Origin of the sequence: Streptomyces calvus (genome assembly GCF_006782915.1) — a bacterium.
Lineage (GTDB): Bacteria > Actinomycetota > Actinomycetes > Streptomycetales > Streptomycetaceae > Streptomyces > Streptomyces calvus.
This window is the reverse complement of record NZ_VCNP01000022.1, coordinates 52792-67009: the sequence shown is the minus strand read 5'-3', so window position 1 is coordinate 67009 and position 14218 is coordinate 52792. Positions and strand designations below refer to the sequence as shown.

The following is a 14218-nucleotide window of genomic DNA, read 5'->3' as shown; positions in this document are numbered from 1 at the left end:
TGGACGTCGAATACCTGAAGGAGCTTCGTGACGGGCAAGCCGAACAGAGTGGTGAACCCCCAGGACCTAGAGCAGTTGGCCAAGTTGCTCGACGGACGCGGCGGGATGGGGGACCGACTCGACGAGGCTTTCACGCGCGCCTCGGCACTCGGAGTGTCGGACAAGCTAGGCGCGATACGGCCCATGCGTTCCTGGGTGACCGACACCGCGCCCGAACTCCGCAGAAAGGCGGCCTACGCTCGTCTTGAGGACGGCGATCCACTGGCCGGACTCCTGCTGGCCGGGTTCACCCCTGAGCAGCTCAAGAACAAGGATCTGCCGCCGGACATCCTTCTGGTCGCCAACGCGGCGGCGTCCGACGGGAACGTCGACGACGACTGGCTCAAGAAGAAGGACGGCGAAAGCCTCGACGACTGGCTGGTCAGGGTGCAGGGCGACGCCGTCACTCAACTGACCGGTGACGAGGAACTCGGCAAGACCGTCGCAGCGTACATCGAAGGGGCTGCCAACCTGTCGGCGTTCTTCATGGCGTCGACCACGGCGGTTCTCAGCACCAGTTCACTCAGGGCGTACTTCAAGAGCTCCAAGGTGCTCAACGCGCCGGGCACGGTCACCGCCCGCCTGATCAACAATCACTGGGACAAACTGTCCAGGATTCCCAAGGCGGGAAGTTGGCTGGCCCGGGTACCGACCAGCGTGATCGCCGGTTCCGACGAGGCGGCGATGCTCGGTGGGTACATGCGCAAGGGGGCCTTCTACCTTCCCACCGCCACCGAGGCCAATCTGCTCACCGTTGCCCGCCGCGGTGGTCTCGCCAACGCGGCCAAGGCCGCCGGGTGGGTGCGAGGCGCCGGCATTGTCGGGTCCGTCGGCGCCACCGCCTGGGGCGTCGCCAACCTGGCCACCATGGATCACGCCAAGGCGTGGAAGGAGGACAAGGCCAAGTACCTCTCCAACTGGACTGGTACGGCATTCAACGCCTCACTCACCATGGCGATGGTCGCCCCCAGCCCGCTCACCGTCGGCCTCGCCGCCGGGACCGGCCTCGCCTACGCCGGAACCCTGATCTGGGATCACTCGGACAAGATCGCCGCAGCCGGGGAGGACGCCGCGAAATGGGTCGGTGACAAGGCCGAAAAGGCCGGTGAGGCCATATCCGACGGCGCCAAGAAACTCGGTAGCGCTCTCAACCCGTTCGACTGAGACCGGCCACGGCTCACCCGCGCCGAGCGGCGCGAGGGGAAGGGATCATGCAGCAGACGTACACCCTGGACCGTTGGGAAAACCGTTCTGGCCATCGGCTGACCTGGAAGTTCGGGTATCGGGGAACAGTTGGGGAGTTCGGGCGCATCGAGGTGGTCTACCCGGCGAGGCGGCACGGCGACCGTCACGTCACTGAGGTCAGTGGCGACACCGTCCCCACGACCGCCTTCGACGGCTGGGCCTACGGACGCAAGCCCTCCCTCTACATGGGGGAGCTCAGCGTCGGCACAGCCGGGATCCGCCTCAAACGCAACCGCTGGGCGCAGACCAGAGCCGGACGGGCCCTGCGGATGCAGGTCGCAGGGCGGGAGTACCGCTATGTCGCGACCAGCCGACGGCACCGGGACCGCGCCCTGATGCGCAGCGGTGTGGAAATCCGGACGGGCCGGCACGGCGGCGGTTCGCGGAAGAAGGCCACCCTCACGGTGATCGGTGCGGCCGACGCCACCGACCTCGCGCTGGCCGCGGTCCTGATCGGCGTCAACACCCGCAACCTCACCCGGGGCGGTGCCGTCCGGGCCTTCTTCAACAGGTCACTGAACTGGCTCGAAGTCTTCCAGTGACCTCATGCACTCCTGAGTCATCACAGCCCGATCCTCCGCTGAGAAAGCGAATTCCATGCCCTCGTATGACAGCACCCGGGGCCGCTTCCGCCTTGCCGAGAGCCACCTGGCCGTCCTCCGCCACCGTGTCGAAGGCGAGCGGATTCCCCCAGAGCTGGCCGAGGCCGACCACGAACTGCGCGAGGCCGGCCTGACCGACCAGGAAGGCAACCTCGACATACTGCTCGCGCCATTGGTGAGCACCCTGCGTGCCCCCGTCGTCGTCCTCCACGTGGAGGCTCTTGGTGAGCACGGCACCCTCCACCACGGCGTCACCATCGGTGACGGTTACGTCTACTCCCACGAGTCCTGGCCGGGCGCCGCAGAGTCGGAGTACGTCCGGCTGGAGCCGACCATGCTCGTCTGGGCACTCGCGCGGATGGTCAACCTCCAGAGTGAGGAAACGGTGGAGGTGGCCACTCCTGTGGTCGAGACCACCATGGCTGCCCTCGACGCGGGCCTCGACACCCTGGACAGCCTTCACGGCCTGACCGCGGAGGAAGGCACCGATCGGGTGGCCGAGGCGTTGAGGAGCGCCGGGGTCACCCGGAAGTCGCAGCTCAGTACGCTTGCCAAGCTGATCGTCGGGTTGCGTTCCAGCTGGCGGATGACCGCCGCATGGCAGGGCGGCGACGGCGACGCCCCGTCCCCGCGGGTTCGCGGGTTCGCGGTGTGGGACTGCGGACCTCTCGGTTACTGGCACCGGAAGCTCCCTGCCGAGCCGATCCTGGCCGGTCAGGTGGCGGACACCTCTCCGCTCAAGCTCGTCCGGGTCGACGCCAAGGAGGTCTGGACGATGATCACTGATCTGCTTCCGGCCGCTGAGGAGTTCGCGGCAGCACGGCAGCAGGGATGAGCGTGTCGTGCCCGCGTGAACTCACGGACGCGGCGGCGGGTCAGGTGCGCAGCGTCGTGCGGGCGCGGCGGACCAGTTTCAGGTAGCGGTCCCAGTCCCAGTGCGGGCCCGGGTCGGTGTGGTCCGTGCCCGGGACCTCGACGTGGCCGATGATGTGCTGCCGGTCGACCGGGATGTCGTAGCGCGCGCATATCCGGGCCGTCAGGCGGGCGGACGCCTCGTACATCTCGTCGGTGAGGTCCTGCGGGCGGTCCACGAAGCCCTCGTGCTCGATGCCGACACTGCGCTCGTTGTAGTCGCGGTTGCCCGCGTGGTACGCCACGTCCAGCTCGCGGATCATCTGGGCGACGCGGCCGTCCTGACCGACGATGTAGTGCGAGGCCGCCTGGTGACCCGGGTCCTGGAACGCCCGCACCGCACTGTCGAAGCTGCCCTGCGTGACATGGACGATCACCATGTCGATGCCGTAGTCGTCCGGCCGGTCCGCGCGCCGCCAGTTGGCCTCCGAGGCCGCCACCCAGCTCGCGCCCGCGAAGTCCACCGCGCCCTGCTCACGCGGCTTCTCCACGCCCGGCACACGCCACCACAGGCGCGCCAGCTCGTCGCGCGCCAGCACCGCCGTGCCCGTCGCGGCCACCGCCCCGCCCACGATCAGGGCCCGTCGCCCGATGCGCCGGCCGTTGTCCTCGGATGCTCTTCTCGCCCCCACGTGATCCTGAACGGATACTCGGCGGCCGTGGTTCCCGCGCCCCCGTACCCTGGAAGGGCTATGACTGACACCCCGCAGCGCACCCGCCCCCTCCGCGTCCTGGCCGCCATGTCCGGCGGCGTCGACTCCGCCGTCGCCGCCGCCCGCGCGGCCGAGGCCGGCCACGACGTCACCGGCGTCCACCTGGCGCTCTCCGCGAACCCGCAGTCGTTCCGTACCGGCGCGCGGGGCTGCTGCACCATCGAGGACTCGCGCGACGCCCGCCGCGCCGCCGACGTCATCGGCATCCCCTTCTACGTGTGGGACCTCGCCGACCGCTTCCGCGAGGACGTCGTCGAGGACTTCGTCGCCGAGTACGAGGCCGGCCGCACCCCCAACCCGTGCCTGCGCTGCAACGAGAAGATCAAGTTCGCCGCGCTGCTCGACAAGGCGCTCGCGCTCGGCTTCGACGCGGTCTGCACCGGCCACTACGCCAAGGTGATCCTGCGCGAGGACGGCACCCGCGAACTGCACCGCGCCTCCGACATGGCCAAGGACCAGAGCTACGTCCTCGGCGTGCTCGACGACCGCCAGCTCGCCCACGCGATGTTCCCGCTCGGCGACACGGTCACCACCAAGGAGGAGATCCGCGCGGAGGCCGAACGCCGCGGACTCGCGGTCGCCAAGAAGCCCGACTCGCACGACATCTGCTTCATCGCCGACGGCGACACCCAGGGCTTCCTCGCGAACCGCCTCGGCAGGGCGGAGGGCGACATCGTCGACGAGTCCGGCACCAAGCTCGGCACCCACGAGGGCGCGTACGGCTTCACCATCGGCCAGCGCAAGGGCCTGCGGATCGGCACCCCCGCCCCCGACGGCAAGCCCCGCTACGTCCTCGACATCTCCCCGGTCACCAACACGGTCACCGTCGGCCCGGCCGCCTCCCTCGACGTCGGCGCCCTCACCGCGGTCAAGCCCCGCTGGTGCGGAGCCGCCCCCACCGGCCCCGGCACCTACACCGCCCAGCTGCGCGCCCACGGCGGCGAGACCGAGGTGACGGCGGAACTCGTCGACGGGGAGCTGAGGGTCCGCTTCACCGAGCCCGTCCGCGGCGTCGCGCCCGGCCAGGCGATCGTGCTGTACGACGGCACGCGCGTGGTGGGCTCGGCGACGATCGCGTCGACGGTGCGGGTGACGGCGGACGTCGCCTGAGGCGGGCCGGCCCGCCCGGCACCGACGACCGGCTCGCGGCGCGCGTCCGGCTCACCGTGCGCAACCGGCGCACGGCGCGTGATCGGCGCCCTGCGCGTGACCGGCTCACCGTGCGTGACGGGCGCCCTGCGTGTGACCGGCATACCCTGCGCGACCGGCGCCCTGCGCGTGACCGGTTCACCCTGCGCGATCGGCGCCCTGCGTGTGACCGGCATACCGTGCGCGACCGGCGCCCTGCGTGTGACCGGTTCACCGTGCGCGACCGGCGCCCTGCGCGTGACCGGCCTACAGCGGGCGACCGACGTACCGCGGGCGGCCGACGTACCGCGGGCGGCCGACGTACCGCGGGCGACCGGCGTACCGTGCCGCAGGTTCACCGCCGGTCGGTTCACCGGGCGAAGAACTCCGCCAGCACCGGTGCCAGGACGTCCGGTTCCACCATGTGGGTCTGGCCCTCCAGGGTGCGGTAGGTGCCGCGGGGGACGGACTCCGCGACCGCCCGCGCGGCCTCACGCATCCACGCCGGGCTGGCGTCGCCCGCGATCGCCAGCACCGGCACGCGGATCGCCGCCAGCAGCTCCCGCGGAACACCGCCGTCGCCCATGACGGCGTCGTCGTACGCGAGGCTCGGCGCGATCGACTCCATCCCGGCCCACATCGGCGACTGCCGGGCGCCCTGGATGACGTCCTCGCCCAGCCCGGTCAGCCGCAGGAACAGCTCCACCGCGTCCCCGCGCCGGCCCTCGGCGAGCGCCGCCGTCAGCCGCTCGCCGTAGCGCGCCCGCTCCGCGAGGTCCTCCGCGGACATCGCGTACGGCGTCTCGTACACGGCGACATGGCGCACCGGAAGTCCGCTCGCGGCCGCCCTGAGCGCCAGCGCGCCGCCCGAGGAGACCCCGTACAGCGAGGCCCGGCCGCCCACCGCCTCGATCAGCGCGGCCAGGTCCTCGACCTCCCGCTCCACCGCGTAGGGCGCCGTGTCCCCGCTCGCACCCCGGCCCCTGCGGTCGTACACCACGACCTGGAAGCGTTCCGACAGCGGCGCGGCGAGCGGCGCCACCGTGGCGCCCGTCGACATCGCGCCGCTGACCAGCACGACCACCGAGCCACGCCCGGCGCTCTCGTAGGCGAGCGAAGTGCCATCGCGCGAAAGGATGTTCTTGTCCATGCCTGGAAAGACTGCCGCACACCACCGCGTTCGTCGGTGAAGCGGGCGGCGCGTCCGCCCCAGCGCAACCCGTCTACGCGATCAGCGCACTTCCACCTCGTAGAAGCACAGGTGGTCCCTGATCGCCGCCACGTCCGGCTCCGGCTCCGGGTACGCCCACACCAGGTCGGCGGCGTCCGGCAGCGACCAGTACGACGCGGTGCCCTTGAACGGGCAGTACGTGTGCGTCGCGGACGGAGTCAGCAGGTCGAGGCGTACGTCCTGCGGCGGGATGTAGTACCGCGCGGGGCAGCCCGTCTCGCGCAGCACCAGGGCCCGGTCGCTCTCCGCCAGGACCTGCCCGCCGTGCACCACGCGCACAGGCCGGTCACTGGGCTCCACGGTGATGCGGTGGCCTGGGGTCACGATCGCGCCTCCTCGGGTAGCCGACTCACCGGTTACAGCGCACGCTGAACCCGAGTTCTTCCCGAGGAGGCCCCATGGGAGCCGATGACACCCGCAGGAACCGCGGCACCCTCGCCCACCGCGCCCGGTACGCCCTGCGCCACCCGCGACGCGTTCCCGCCCACGCCCGGCGGGCGCTGCGCGATGCCTGGCTGCGGCTGCGGCACCGCGACCACATCGCCTACTACCGCGCGGTGATGGCCTCCGACGCGGCCCGCAGCGCCGAGGCGGCCGTCGGGCACAACCCCTCGCGCGAGCAGTGGGCGCGCATCGGCCGCCTGCAGTTCGACTACCTGCTGCGGCACGGGCTGCGGCCGCACCACCGGATGCTGGAGATCGGCTGCGGCAACCTCCGCGCGGGCCGCCTCTTCATCGACCACCTGGAACCCGGCCACTACTACGGCATCGACATCTCGCCGGACATCCTGCTCGCCGCCCAGGACACCGTCGTACGCGACGGGCTCCAGGCCAAGATGCCCTACCTGACCCTCGCCGACGACCTCACCTTCGCGTTCCTGCCCGAGCGCCACTTCGACGTCGTGCACGCGCACAGCGTCTTCTCGCACTCGCCGCGGCACGTCATCGAGGAGTGCTTCGCGCACGTCGGACGGGTGCTCGCGCCCGGCGGGTTCTTCGACTTCACCTTCGACCGCACGGAGGGCGAGGAGCACCAGGTGCTGCACGAGGACTTCTACTACCGGACCCGCACCCTGGTGGAACTGGCCGCACGGCACGGCCTGTCCGCGCGGTTCATGGACGACTGGGAGGAGCTGCCGCACAAGCAGTCCAAGATGCGGCTGACGGCGATGTCCGACCGGGCCCGTACTGTGGGCCCGTGAACATCTGTGTCTTCCTCTCCGCAGCCGACCTCGACGACCGCTACACGCGCCCCGCGCGGGACTTCGCGCGCCTGCTCGGCAAGGGCGGGCACACCCTGGTGTGGGGCGGTTCGGACGTCGGCCTGATGAAGGTCGTCGCCGACGGCGTGGAGGAGGCGGGCGGCCGGCTCCTCGGCGTCTCCGTGGAGTTCCTCGCGGCCAAGGCACGCCCGGGCGTCGACCAGATGGTCGTCGCCAAGGACCTCGCCGAGCGCAAGAGGCTGCTGCTGGAGAAGGCCGACGCCGTGGTGATCATGGTGGGCGGCACCGGCACCCTCGACGAGGCGACGGAGATCCTGGAGCTGAAGAAGCACGGGCACACCGACAAGCCGGTGGTCCTGCTCAACACCGCGGGCTTCTACGACGGCCTCAAGGAGCAGTTCCGCCGCATGGAGGACGAGGGCTTCCTGCCCCGGCCGCTCGCCGAGCTGGTGTTCTTCGCCGAGGAGCCGGTGGGCGCGCTGGCGTACCTGGAGGAGAGCCTGGGCGTGGAGTGACCGCCCGGTGGTGCGAGCATTGCGGGCATGGCTACACATGTGATCACCGGGGCCGGCTCCGGCATCGGCGCGGCCGTCGCCCGCCGCCTGCACGCGCGCGGGGACGACCTCGTGCTGCACGCCCGCGACGCGGGCCGGGCGAAGGAACTGGCGGCCGAGTTCCCCGGCGCCCGCACCCTCGTCGGCGACCTCGCCGACCCCGAACGGCTCAGCTGGGCGTTCTCCCACCAGTCGCTCCCTGACCGGGTGGACTCCCTGCTGCACATCGCCGGTGTCGTCGACCTCGGCCCGGTCGGCGAGCTGACCCCGAAGACCTGGCGGCACCAGCTGAACGTCAACCTGATCGCGCCCGCCGAGCTGACCCGCCACTTCCTGCCCCAGCTCCGCGCGAGCCGCGGCCACGTGGTCTTCGTCAACTCCGGCGCGGGGCTGAACGCCCATGCGGACTGGTCCGCGTACGCGGCGTCCAAGCACGGCCTGAAGGCCCTCGCCGACTCCCTGCGCCACGAGGAGCACGGCAACGGGGTCCGCGTCACCTCCGTCTACCCGGGCCGCACCGCCAGCCCCATGCAGGCCAAGGTCCACCAGCAGGAGGGCAAGGACTACGACCCGGGCCGGTGGATCGACCCCGAGTCGGTCGCCACCACGATCGTGATGGCCCTGGACCTGCCAAAGGACGCGGAGGTCAACGACCTCACCGTGCGACCGGGGCGGTGACGGCCGGCCCGTCCGGCACCCGAGGACACGGGCCGGGTCCGCCGGGCCGGACGGAAGGGACGCGAAGCGGCGGCTGGGCGCACCACCCCGGCCGCCACCTGCGTACGCTTCCCCCGTGAACGACAACCTTCGCCTCGGCCCCGCCACCGGCATCGGCTCCCTGCCGGGCCACGACGCACGCGAGGCCGCCAAGACCGTCACCGGAAGCTTCGAGGACTTCCCGCACCTGGCCGAACTGCCCGCCCGCGGCCCCGGCGCCGACATGATCGGCCGGACCGCCGGCCTGCTCGTCGAGCTGTACGCGCGCGTCGAGCCCAGCGGCTGGCGGATCGGGGACCGGCCGGGCCGGGACACGCGGCGGGCCCGCTCCTGGCTCGGCGAGGACCTCGACGCGCTGGAGGAGTTCACGCAGGAGTACACGGGGCCGCTGAAGGTGCAGGCGGTCGGCCCCTGGACGCTCGCCGCGGCCCTCGAACTGAAGAACGGCGAGGCGGCCCTGTCCGACCCCGGTGCCTGCCGCGACCTCGCCGCCTCCCTCGCCGAGGGACTGCGCCTGCACCTCGCCGAGGTGCAGCGGCGCGTGCCCGGCGCGCGGCTCGTCCTCCAGCTCGACGAGCCCTCCCTGACCGCCGTCCTGCGCGGGCAGGTCAGGAGCGCCAGCGGCTACCGCACCCACCGCGCGGTGGACCGCCAGGTCGTCGAGGGCACGCTGCGGGACGTCCTCGGGGTGCACGACGGGCCCGCCGTGGTCCACTCCTGCGCGCCGGACGTCCCGTTCGCCCTGCTGCGCCGGGCGGGAGCGGCGGCGGTCTCCTTCGACTTCTCCCTCCTCACCGAGCGTGACGACGAGGCGATCGGGGAAGCCGTGGAGAGCGGCACCCGGCTGCTCGCCGGTGTCGTGCCCGGCACGGACGGCCCGTTGTCGGACCCTGCCGGTAGCGTCATGGGTGTCAGGACGCTGTGGCGCAGGCTGGGGCTGCGGCCGGGGCTGCTCCCGGAGGCGGTCACCGTCACCCCGGCGTGCGGACTCGCGGGGACCTCCCCGGAGTACGCGCGCAGGGCCTACGCCCACTGCGTCCGGGCGGCGAGATCCCTCGCGGACAACCCAGAGTAACGGGAGGACCACACGGTGGCCGGCGACAAGCAAGCGGAGACGACGAGCGTGCCCGCCGAGGCACGGGAGAAGCACGCCAGGCTCGCTGAGCAGATCGAGGAGCACCGCTTCCGGTACTACGTGAAGGACGCCCCCGTCGTCAGCGACGCGGACTTCGACCGGCTGCTGCGCGAACTGGAGGCGCTGGAGGAGGAGCACCCGGAGCTGCGCACCCCGGACTCGCCGACCCAGAAGGTCGCCGGGTCCTACGAGACGGAGTTCACCTCCGTCGAGCACCGCTCGCGCATGCTCTCCCTCGACAACACCTTCAACGACGACGACCTCGCCGCCTGGGTGGAGCGCATCCACCGGGAGCTGGGCGCGCAGGAGTTCCACTTCCTGTGCGAACTGAAGGTCGACGGCCTCGCAGTGAACCTCACCTACGAGCGGGGCCGGCTCGTCCGCGCGGCCACCCGCGGCGACGGCCGCACCGGTGAGGACATCACGCCCAACGTGCGCACCATCGCCGAGATCCCGGACCGGCTGAAGGGCGACGAGGTCCCGGACCTGGTGGAGATCCGCGGTGAGGTCTACTTCCCGATGGAGAAGTTCCAGGAGCTCAACGCCCGCCTGGTCGCGGCCGGCGACAAGCCCTTCGCCAACCCGCGCAACGCGGCGGCCGGTTCACTGCGCCAGAAGGACCCCCGGGTCACCGCCTCCCGCCCGCTGCACATGGTGGTGCACGGCATCGGCGCCCTGGAGGGCTACACGGGCATGACCCGCCTGTCCCAGGGCTACGGCCTCCTGGAGACCTGGGGCCTGCCGACCTCCCCGCACAACAAGGTGGTCGACGGCCTCGACGGCGTACGGGAGTTCATCGCCCACTACGGCGAGAACCGCCACTCCGTGGAGCACGAGATCGACGGGGTCGTCGTCAAGCTCGACGAGATCCCGCTGCAGGGCCGGCTCGGCACCACCTCGCGCGCCCCGCGCTGGGCCATCGCGTACAAGTACGCGCCCGAGGAGGTCAACACCAGGCTGGTCGACATCCGCGTGGGCGTGGGCCGTACGGGCAGGGTCACGCCGTACGCCCAGGTGGAGCCGGTCACCGTGGCCGGGTCCGAGGTGGAGTTCGCCACGCTGCACAACCAGGACGTGGTCAAGGCCAAGGGCGTCCTCATCGGGGACACCGTCGTGCTGCGCAAGGCCGGTGACGTGATCCCGGAGATCCTCGGGCCGGTCGCCGACCTGCGGGACGGCAGCGAGCGGGAGTTCGTGATGCCGGGCGAGTGCCCCGAGTGCGGTACGCCGCTCAGGCCGATGAAGGAGGGCGACGTCGACCTGCGCTGCCCCAACGCCCGCACCTGCCCCGCCCAGTTGCGGGAGCGCCTGTTCTACCTGGCCGGGCGCAAGGCGCTGGACATCGAGCACTTCGGCTATGTCGCCGCGGCGGCGCTGACCAGGCCGCTGGAACCCGCCGAACCGCCGCTGAAGGACGAGGGCGACCTCTTCGACCTCACCGTCGAGCAGTTGCTGCCCATCAAGGCGTACGTCCTGGACCAGGACAGCGGGCTGCCCAAGCGGGACCCGAAGACCGGCGAGGAGAAGATCGCCACCGTCTTCGCCAACCAGGAGGGCGAGCCGAAGAAGAACGCGGTCGCCATGCTGGCCAACATCGCGGCCGCCAAGGAGCGTCCGCTGGCCCGGATCCTCACCAGCCTGTCGATCCGCCATGTCGGACCGGTCGCCGCGGAGGCGCTGGCCCGGGAGTTCCGCTCCGTGGACCGCATCGAGCAGGCCACCGAGGAGGAGCTGGCGGGCACCGAGGGCGTCGGCCCGACCATCGCCGCTTCCCTAAAGGAGTGGTTCGCCGAGGACTGGCACCGCGAGATCATCCGGAAGTGGAAGGCGGCCGGCGTCCGCATGGAGGACGAGGGATCCGGCGCCGACGAGGGCCCGCGTCCGCTCCAGGGGCTCACCGTCGTGGTGACCGGAACTCTGGAGCATTTCACGAGGGATGGCGCGAAAGAGGCGCTGCAGAGCCAGGGCGCGAAAGTGACCGGGTCGGTCTCCAAGAAGACGTCGTTCGTCGTAGTGGGCGACAATCCCGGGTCAAAATATGACAAGGCGATGCAGTTGAAGGTTCCGGTTCTGAACGAGGACGGCTTCAACGTCCTTCTGGAGCACGGCCCGGAGGCCGCGGCCGACGCCGCCCTTTCGGCCGAGGAGTAGCGGTTGAAGGCCACCCGATCGGCGCATACCAGATGCATACGGGTGGCTGGGGCGCATTCGGGCAACCGTCGGCGACCGGTGCCCGTACAAGCCTTCTGCGGCCTACTGTTGAGATGTGCGCCTGCCGTGCCCAGTTGCGGTCGGGGCAACGCCGGTCCCGTGAAGGGACCGGGGAAGGCTTTCCACCGCGGAGCCGCTGAGGGTTGTCGGGCATCGGGCCGCGTGGCGTGGGCACCGCCGGCTGTGAGAGGGACGGGAATGGAACCGACCGAGAGCGCCGCGCCGGGCTCACGGCTGCGCCTGCGCCGCATGGCGGTCGCCTGGCGGCGCGGCCGGGAGGAGGACGGGCGGCGGCCCCCGGGGCGGCCGGGCGCGCACGGACGCACCGGGCCGGCGGTCACCTCGGACGTGCGCGGCACCGCACCACCGGCCCTCGGATCGAACCCCGCGATGCCCGGGACGGAGGCGGAACGCCACCCGTCGTGGCCCGCACTGCCCACGGCCGTCGTCGCGGCGGCCGCGTTCGTGCTGGGCGCCGGATTCCTGCGGGCGTTCACCGGCGGACACGCGCTCTTCCCGTCCGGCACCGTCGGCTGGTCCCTGGCCGTCCTGACCGGCATCATCGTCGGCCATCTGGTGATGCTGGGCCGCTCCCGCTGGTGGGGCGGCACCGGCTCGGGCGCCGCCCTCACCCTCGCCGTGCTGCTGCTCTACGGCTGGCTGCCGGCCGGCATGGTCAGCCTCACCGTCGTCGTGCTGGTCGGAGTGGCCCGGCGCGGCCGCTGGCGGCAGGGCGTGCTGCACGGCGCGGTCGACCTCCTCGGCATCGGCGCCGGCGCCCTGGTGCTGGCCGCCTTCGGTTCCGTACCGACCGTCGAGTCGCCCTCCACGCCGGACAACTGGACGCTGTACACCGCGCCCGGCGTGGTGCTGGTCGCGGCCGTCTACCTGGTCGTCACCCGCACCCTGCTCTGGTACCTGCACACCCCGCGCGCCGGACTGCCCACCGTGGCCCGCACCGCCCTCGTCCGCCAGGGCCTCGTCGCGGTGGCCCTGCTCGGCATAGCGCCGCTGGTGTGCGTGGTCGCGGACGCCAGGCCGGTGCTGCTGCCGCTGTTCTCGATCCCGCTGATCGCCCTGGACTCCACGCTGTGGATAGCCCGGGCGCGGGCGGAGGAACAGTTGCGCGACCCGCTGACCGGGCTGCCGAACCGGCAGTGGCTGCTGGAGCGCACCTGGACCGCGCTGGACGATGCCGAGCGCATCGGCGCCCGTGCCGCACTCATGCTGATCGACCTCGACCGGTTCCGGTCGGTCAACGACACCCTGGGCCATCTCGCCGGTGACCGGCTGCTGCTGCAGATCGCCGACCGGCTGAGACTGGCCCTGCCGCGCGGGGCGGAGGCCGCGCGGCTCGGCGGCGACGAGTTCGCCGTCCTGCTGCCCGTCGCCGACTCCACGACCTCCGCGACCCGCGTCGCCCGCGGCCTGGTGGCCGCCCTCAGCTCCCCGCTCGACCTCGACGGACTCACCCTGGTCCTGGAGGCGAGCGCGGGAGTCGCCGTCTTCCCGGACCACGCGGTCGACGCCGAAGGGCTGCTGCGGCGGGCGGACGTGGCGATGTACCAGGCCAAGCGGGACCGTACGGGCGTCGAGGCGTACGAGTCCAAGCGCGACTCCAACACCCCCGACCGGCTGGGCCTGCTGGGCGATCTGCGCCGGGCGCTGGACGCCCACGAGGTGGAGCTGCACTACCAGCCGAAGGTCCGCTTCGACGGGCAGGTGGCCGGGCTGGAGGCGCTGGTGCGGTGGGTGCACCCGGAGCGGGGCAAGGTGCCGCCGGACGAGTTCATCGCCATCGCCGAGTCGTCCGGGCTGATGCCCCACCTCACCGAGTACGTGCTGGAGACCGCGCTCGGCCAGGTCGCCGAGTGGCGTGCACAGGGGCTGTTCGTGCCGGTGGCGGTCAACGTCTCGCCGCGCGACGTCCACATCCCCGGGTTCGCCGGGTCCGTCGCGGCGCGCCTCGCGCGCCACGGCGTACCGGCCGGGGCGCTGCAACTGGAGATCACCGAGCACGTGCTCCTGGAGGATCCGCAGCGGGCCGCCGACACACTGAACGCGCTGACCGGGCACGGCGTGAAGATGTCCCTGGACGACTTCGGCACCGGCTACTCGTCGCTGGTGCACCTGCGGCGGCTGCCGGTGAGCGAGCTGAAGATCGACCGCTCCTTCGTCGCCCGGCTGGCCGTGGACACCGAGGACGCGGAGATCGTGCGCTGCACCGTCGACCTCGCCCACTCGCTGGGGCTGCTCGTCGTGGCCGAGGGCGTGGAGGACGACGAGACGTGGGAGCGGCTGCGCGACCTCGGCTGCGACGCGGTGCAGGGCTGGCTGGTCGCCGCCGCGATGCCGCCCGACGAGACGACGGCCTGGCTGCTGGCGCGGGGATCGCGCGGGTGGCAGCGGCCCGCGGCGGCACTGCCGGCGGCGACGACCGCCGACGAGTAGCACCCGGCGCGCGGCACCCGGCCGCCGGGCCCCGGACCGGCCGGACGCGGGGCCGGT

Annotated in this window: 13 protein-coding genes; 10 read left to right on the top strand and 3 right to left on the bottom strand. The window is 72.0% G+C overall.

Going from position 1 to position 14218, the window contains the following annotated elements; translation table 11 throughout:
* The first annotated feature begins 27 nt into the window (after nucleotides 1-27).
* The 3 genes from FGW31_RS09895 to FGW31_RS09885 are packed head-to-tail and all read left to right on the top strand — an operon-like array spanning nucleotide 28 to nucleotide 2721.
* A complete protein-coding gene (locus tag FGW31_RS09895) occupies nucleotides 28-1203 on the top strand; it encodes a hypothetical protein (RefSeq protein WP_142193011.1) in 1176 nt (391 codons plus the stop codon).
* Nucleotides 1204-1250: 47 nt separating this feature from the next.
* The gene (locus FGW31_RS09890; RefSeq protein WP_220510989.1) at nucleotides 1251-1826 is read left to right on the top strand and encodes a hypothetical protein; all 576 of its coding nucleotides are present in this window, start codon (nucleotides 1251-1253) and stop codon (nucleotides 1824-1826) included.
* A gap of 55 nt (nucleotides 1827-1881) precedes the next feature.
* A complete protein-coding gene (locus FGW31_RS09885) occupies nucleotides 1882-2721 on the top strand; it encodes a hypothetical protein (RefSeq protein WP_142193009.1) in 840 nt (279 codons plus the stop codon).
* A 40-nt stretch (nucleotides 2722-2761) separates the two neighbouring features.
* Here the strand turns inward: FGW31_RS09885 and FGW31_RS09880 are convergent, their stop codons facing one another.
* Nucleotides 2762-3430, bottom strand: coding sequence for a peptidoglycan recognition protein family protein (locus FGW31_RS09880; protein WP_142193008.1), 669 nt, complete (start codon nucleotides 3428-3430; stop codon nucleotides 2762-2764).
* Between the two features lie 60 nt (nucleotides 3431-3490).
* On the opposite strand from FGW31_RS09880, the gene mnmA reads away from it, so the two are divergent.
* On the top strand, nucleotides 3491-4621 hold the full coding sequence (gene mnmA, locus FGW31_RS09875) for a tRNA 2-thiouridine(34) synthase MnmA (protein ID WP_142193007.1): 1131 nt from the start codon (nucleotides 3491-3493) through the stop codon (nucleotides 4619-4621).
* Nucleotides 4622-5009: 388 nt separating this feature from the next.
* On the opposite strand, the gene FGW31_RS09870 is transcribed toward mnmA, so the two are convergent.
* Nucleotides 5010-5789: an alpha/beta fold hydrolase gene (locus tag FGW31_RS09870; protein WP_142193006.1), complete on the bottom strand. Its 780-nt coding sequence runs from the start codon at nucleotides 5787-5789 to the stop codon at nucleotides 5010-5012.
* A gap of 81 nt (nucleotides 5790-5870) precedes the next feature.
* Nucleotides 5871-6194 (bottom strand): DUF427 domain-containing protein, encoded by a 324-nt coding sequence (locus FGW31_RS09865; RefSeq protein WP_142193005.1) that lies wholly within the window; start codon nucleotides 6192-6194, stop codon nucleotides 5871-5873.
* A 74-nt stretch (nucleotides 6195-6268) separates the two neighbouring features.
* Here FGW31_RS09865 and FGW31_RS09860 point away from each other — a divergent pair, with 74 nt between their 5' ends.
* The 6 genes from FGW31_RS09860 to FGW31_RS09835 all read left to right on the top strand — a co-directional run bounded on the left by FGW31_RS09860 (nucleotide 6269) and on the right by FGW31_RS09835 (nucleotide 14161).
* Entirely contained in the window at nucleotides 6269-7072 is an 804-nt protein-coding gene (locus FGW31_RS09860; protein ID WP_142193004.1) for a class I SAM-dependent methyltransferase, read from the top strand.
* On the top strand, nucleotides 7069-7608 hold the full coding sequence (locus tag FGW31_RS09855; RefSeq protein WP_142193003.1) for an LOG family protein: 540 nt from the start codon (nucleotides 7069-7071) through the stop codon (nucleotides 7606-7608). Before FGW31_RS09860 ends, FGW31_RS09855 begins: the two co-directional genes overlap by 4 nt.
* Before the next feature lie 27 nt (nucleotides 7609-7635).
* Nucleotides 7636-8325, top strand: coding sequence for an SDR family oxidoreductase (locus tag FGW31_RS09850; RefSeq protein WP_142193002.1), 690 nt, complete (start codon nucleotides 7636-7638; stop codon nucleotides 8323-8325).
* Nucleotides 8326-8440: 115 nt separating this feature from the next.
* Nucleotides 8441-9439, top strand: coding sequence for a methionine synthase (locus FGW31_RS09845; RefSeq protein WP_142193001.1), 999 nt, complete (start codon nucleotides 8441-8443; stop codon nucleotides 9437-9439).
* A gap of 15 nt (nucleotides 9440-9454) precedes the next feature.
* The gene (gene ligA, locus FGW31_RS09840) at nucleotides 9455-11650 is read left to right on the top strand and encodes an NAD-dependent DNA ligase LigA (protein ID WP_142193000.1); all 2196 of its coding nucleotides are present in this window, start codon (nucleotides 9455-9457) and stop codon (nucleotides 11648-11650) included.
* A gap of 258 nt (nucleotides 11651-11908) precedes the next feature.
* A complete protein-coding gene (locus FGW31_RS09835; protein ID WP_142192999.1) occupies nucleotides 11909-14161 on the top strand; it encodes a putative bifunctional diguanylate cyclase/phosphodiesterase in 2253 nt (750 codons plus the stop codon).
* Nucleotides 14162-14218: the final 57 nt, after the last annotated feature.

Excerpts from the sequence above, each read along its gene's own strand:
- FGW31_RS09835 (WP_142192999.1), top strand. The coding sequence starts at position 11,909 with ATGGAACCGACCGAGAGCGCCGCGCCGGGCTCACGGCTGCGCCTGCGC.
- mnmA (WP_142193007.1), top strand. The coding sequence starts at position 3,491 with ATGACTGACACCCCGCAGCGCACCCGCCCCCTCCGCGTCCTGGCCGCC.
- FGW31_RS09850 (WP_142193002.1), top strand. The coding sequence starts at position 7,636 with ATGGCTACACATGTGATCACCGGGGCCGGCTCCGGCATCGGCGCGGCC.
- FGW31_RS09870 (WP_142193006.1), bottom strand. The coding sequence starts at position 5,789 with ATGGACAAGAACATCCTTTCGCGCGATGGCACTTCGCTCGCCTACGAG.
- FGW31_RS09860 (WP_142193004.1), top strand. The coding sequence starts at position 6,269 with ATGGGAGCCGATGACACCCGCAGGAACCGCGGCACCCTCGCCCACCGC.
- FGW31_RS09890 (WP_220510989.1), top strand. The coding sequence starts at position 1,251 with ATGCAGCAGACGTACACCCTGGACCGTTGGGAAAACCGTTCTGGCCAT.
- FGW31_RS09885 (WP_142193009.1), top strand. The coding sequence starts at position 1,882 with ATGCCCTCGTATGACAGCACCCGGGGCCGCTTCCGCCTTGCCGAGAGC.